Genomic DNA, 4,071 nt, shown 5'->3' on the forward strand with positions numbered 1-4,071 from the left:
GTCTTGTATCAATATTAAATAAATCTTTAATAACATTAAGTTTATCAATTATAGTCTTGTTTGGCTTTTCAAAACTTGATATAGTTGATATGTCCTCTGTTAACTCGACATTTTCTTTACTGGCTCTAATTGAAAAGGCTCTTGATGCTACTTGATTGAATGCATCAACAGGTTCAATATCTCCTAGTTCTATGACATCTTCAAGAAAATCGTCTAAATTTTCTAGTCGAGAGGTCATATTAACTAAGTTCATTTTTTCAACTGCCATAATTACCTCACAATTACTAGTTCATATCTTTCAGAAAGAGTAAAGCTATCATCAACCTCCAGGATACTTACTAAATTTTTAATATTCATATGAATAATACTCATAGCCGATATAACGTAAAGAATATCAGATTGTCCACTAATTATTTCATTTTTGAACATCTTCATTTTCTTTCTTTTGATTTGTATATAAGAATCTATTTGTCCAAGGAAAAGATCCTTGTATTTAGAAGTAGCTATGTAGCCTAAAAATTCATCCATAGGAAGATTGGAAATATATTTTAACTTATCAGCATTAAAACCTCTACCTCCTTCAATCAAATAGTTAAATATTTCATTATCATTCAGATTGAAGAATTTTTTAAGTCTATAAAGCATTTCTAAGTTAGACAAATTAATCAATTCACCTACAAAATTTTCTATCAAGACTTTCTCTTTCGACTTAAATTTCTTAGCTATTTTAAGAAGATTTCTATAATAAAATTTCATCAAAGCATTGCTAGATAAAAATATTAAGGAGGACTTATCCATATTTTCATTTATAAATGGCAAGAGGGTACGATAGTACTTACTCGTATTCAGTCCTTCTATAAATTCATCTAAGGTCATACCAATGTCTATTTTGACGTCCTTAGAAAATGGATTTTGCACTAAGTTCAATAAATTTTTCTCTAAAGTATTGTTAGTAATACATTGAATGCATTCTTGTATAAGAAATATTTCATATATACTGAAATACTCATCAAAGAACTCACTTTCAATACCTTTTAGGAAAAAATTTAAACTTTTTAATTCCTCATAAAAATGCTTAAACAAAGCAGATTCTATACTTTTTTTGCTTGTAGCTTCAGCTAGAAAATTGTACTTTGATTTTAGCATATCTATTTTAATATCTAAGTTGCCCTCATGAATCAACTCATTGTAGAAACTATCCGTGGGTAGCTTTCCCATCTTTGCTTTCGCTTTTACAGTTACATCTCTCATAAGAACCTCTTTCTTTTGATACTTATATATTGTATCACTTGTAAATTCCTATTAAAACAATAAACAATATTCTATATGAATTATTGATATTCTAAGTTTTATAAAAACTTTTTCATAATATTATTTTGTAAAATTTTATTCATGTCCTATTACACTATTGCTTAATCTATCAATTCTCCTGAAATTGTAAACGATGTATTATCTGTAATTTTTACCTTAACAAATTCTCCAATCAAATTTTTACTAGCCTTAACATGGACAAGTTTGAAAGTATCTGTTCTTCCTGTCATTATCTCGGGATTGTTTTTACTTTCAGATTCAAGCAAAACTTCAACAACTTTACCTATATATTCCTCATTTTTTTTATAAAACACAGGATAAATTGTGTCTAATAATCTATCAAACCTATCTTGAACTATTTTATCATCTATTGGAGTTAATTTTGCTGCCCTCGTCTTAGGTCTTGGAGAATATTTAAAGGTATAAGCAGAATCATAGCCGATTTCCTTACATACCTTTATAGTTTCTTGGAAATCTTCTTCTGTTTCTGTCGGATATCCAACTATAATATCAGTTGAAATCGCAATATCTGGTATTTCTTCTCTTAATTTTTTTGCTCTTTCCAGGTATTTTTCTTGGTCATACTTTCTGTTCATATCTTTTAAAACTCTGCTTGATCCTGACTGAAGTGGTAAGTGGAAGTACTTACAAATATTATCATTATTTTTTATAACTTCTATCAGTTCATCTGAAAGATCCTTAGGGTGGCTTGTAGTAAATCTCAATCTTTTAAGCCCTGAAACTTTACTAACCTTATCCAATAGTTCTGGAAAAGTCATATCAAAATCAGCTTTATTCCCATAAGAATTTACGTTCTGACCCAAAAGTGTTATTTCCTTATAGCCTTGGCTAACCAAATGCTCAACTTCGGAAATAATTGCAGAAGGTCTTCTCGACTCTTCCCTACCTCTTGATTCAGGAACTATACAATATGAGCAAAAATTGTCACATCCAGTCATTATATTGACATAGGCTTGAAATTTATTTGGTGTGTTATATTCAACAAAGTCATCTTTAACATTATCAGTTGATATATCAATTACCCTTTCATTAGTTTCAAGATATCTAAAAATCAAATCTGGCAATGAATTTATATTTTTTGTTCCAAAGATAAGGTCGACTTCCTTATGCTTATCAATTATTACCTGTCTAGCTGTTGATGTTTGCATCATACATCCAGACACAGCTATTATCTTATCTGGATTTTGGAGCTTTAGTTTCTTTAAAGAAGATACCTGACCATATAATTTAAGTTCAGCATTTTCCCTTACCAAACAAGTATTAAATAATATAAAATCTGCTTCATTCCTATTTTCAGTCTTAGTGTAACCCAAATCTTCCAAGATATAAGATATTCTTTCCGAATCATGTTCATTCATTTGACATCCAAAGGTTGTTATGTTGTACCTTTTACCTGCAAAATAGTCTTTATATTTTTCTCGTATATTCATATTAGTCCTCTCATAGAAAAAGGAGATGACTTTACTCATCTCCTCTTAGTTTTCTAAGAATGTGTTCTATTCTTCTTCGCCTTCAAGTAGACCTTCGTTTCCTTGTGCAGATAGTGCTTGTTCTAGGAGGTTGCCTAGGTTGTTGTTCAAGTCATCATCACCGAAGTTTGTTGTAGTTTCCCTTTCAGGTCTTCTTCTAGGTCTATCATTGTTAGTTCTAGCAGGTCTTTTTGCTTTTCTTTCAGGTCTTTCTGGAGCTTCTTTAAGAGCCTTAATACTTAGACCAACTTTTTCTTCATCTTTGTCAAGACTGATAATCTTAACTTCGATTTCATCTCCTACTGTCAACTCATCAGATGGTTTTTCAACATGATCCCAAGAAATTTCTGATACGTGAACCAATCCTTCAACCCCTTCAGCCACTTCAACAAATGCACCAAAGTCTAATAGATTAACAACCTTACCAGTTACTGTATCTCCAACTTGGTGAGCATTTGCGAATGCTTCAAATGGCTTTTCAAGTAATTGTTTACGTCCAAGAGAAATTCTATTCTTTTCCTTATTAAGCTTTAAGATTTTAACTTCAACTTCATCGCCTACGCTTAGAACATCAGAAGGATGCTCTACTCTGCTCCAAGCAATGTCAGATACATGTAGTAGTCCGTCAAGACCATTAACTTCTACGAATGCTCCAAAGTCTGTAAGCCTAGCTACCTTACCAGTAATAACTTGACCTTCCTCAAGTTCATCCCATAGTTCGTCTAGCTTTCCTTCAACAACATCTTTTCTAGAAAGAACTAATCTATTCTTCCTCTCATCAATGCTTACTATTTTAAGATCCCATTCTTCACCAACGAATTTTTTGAAGTTCTTAACAAAATATGTTGCAATTTGACTAGCTGGAACAAAACCATTAACTCCGCCAACATTAACTGTTAATCCGCCTTTATTAAATCCTGTAACTTCACCATGAACGAGTTCGTCATTTTCAGCTTTCTTTGCCAAATCTGTCCAAACTTTCATACCTTCTACTCTTCTTGTAGAAAGAGCGACATTTCCCTCTCCATCGTCAAGTTTAATAACATATACGTCTATTTCGTCACCAATGTTGAAACTGTTTTTTGGATCTTTTCTTTCTTCTTCTGTCATTTCATCTAGTTTGATAATTCCATCAGCACGGAATTGAATATCAACGAAAACTTCATCGTCTTTAACATCAATTACTGTACCTTTTACGATTTCCTTAGGGTAAACCTTCTTTAAACTATCCTCTAGACTGTTCATAAATTCTTCTTTTGTGAATTCATCC

The 4,071-nt window shown here is 31.5% G+C and carries 3 protein-coding genes and 1 pseudogene; all 4 read right to left on the reverse strand.

Translation table 11 applies throughout. The features are described 5' to 3' along the window. Window positions 1-268: pseudogene (locus tag Q0W95_RS07580) on the reverse strand (hypothetical protein); the annotation flags it as partial. A 2-nt stretch (window positions 269-270) separates the two neighbouring features. Continuing rightward, window positions 271-1,251 (reverse strand): V-type ATPase subunit, encoded by a 981-nt coding sequence (locus Q0W95_RS07585; RefSeq protein WP_297791480.1) that lies wholly within the window; start codon window positions 1,249-1,251, stop codon window positions 271-273. A 161-nt stretch (window positions 1,252-1,412) separates the two neighbouring features. Further along, entirely contained in the window at window positions 1,413-2,762 is a 1,350-nt protein-coding gene (miaB, locus tag Q0W95_RS07590) for a tRNA (N6-isopentenyl adenosine(37)-C2)-methylthiotransferase MiaB (RefSeq protein ID WP_297791481.1), read from the reverse strand. A 66-nt stretch (window positions 2,763-2,828) separates the two neighbouring features. After that, a partial coding sequence (gene rpsA / locus Q0W95_RS07595; protein WP_297791483.1) for a 30S ribosomal protein S1 occupies window positions 2,829-4,071 on the reverse strand: 1,243 nt, incomplete at its 5' end.

The organism is uncultured Anaerococcus sp. (assembly GCF_947253225.1).
GTDB lineage: Bacteria > Bacillota > Clostridia > Tissierellales > Peptoniphilaceae > Anaerococcus.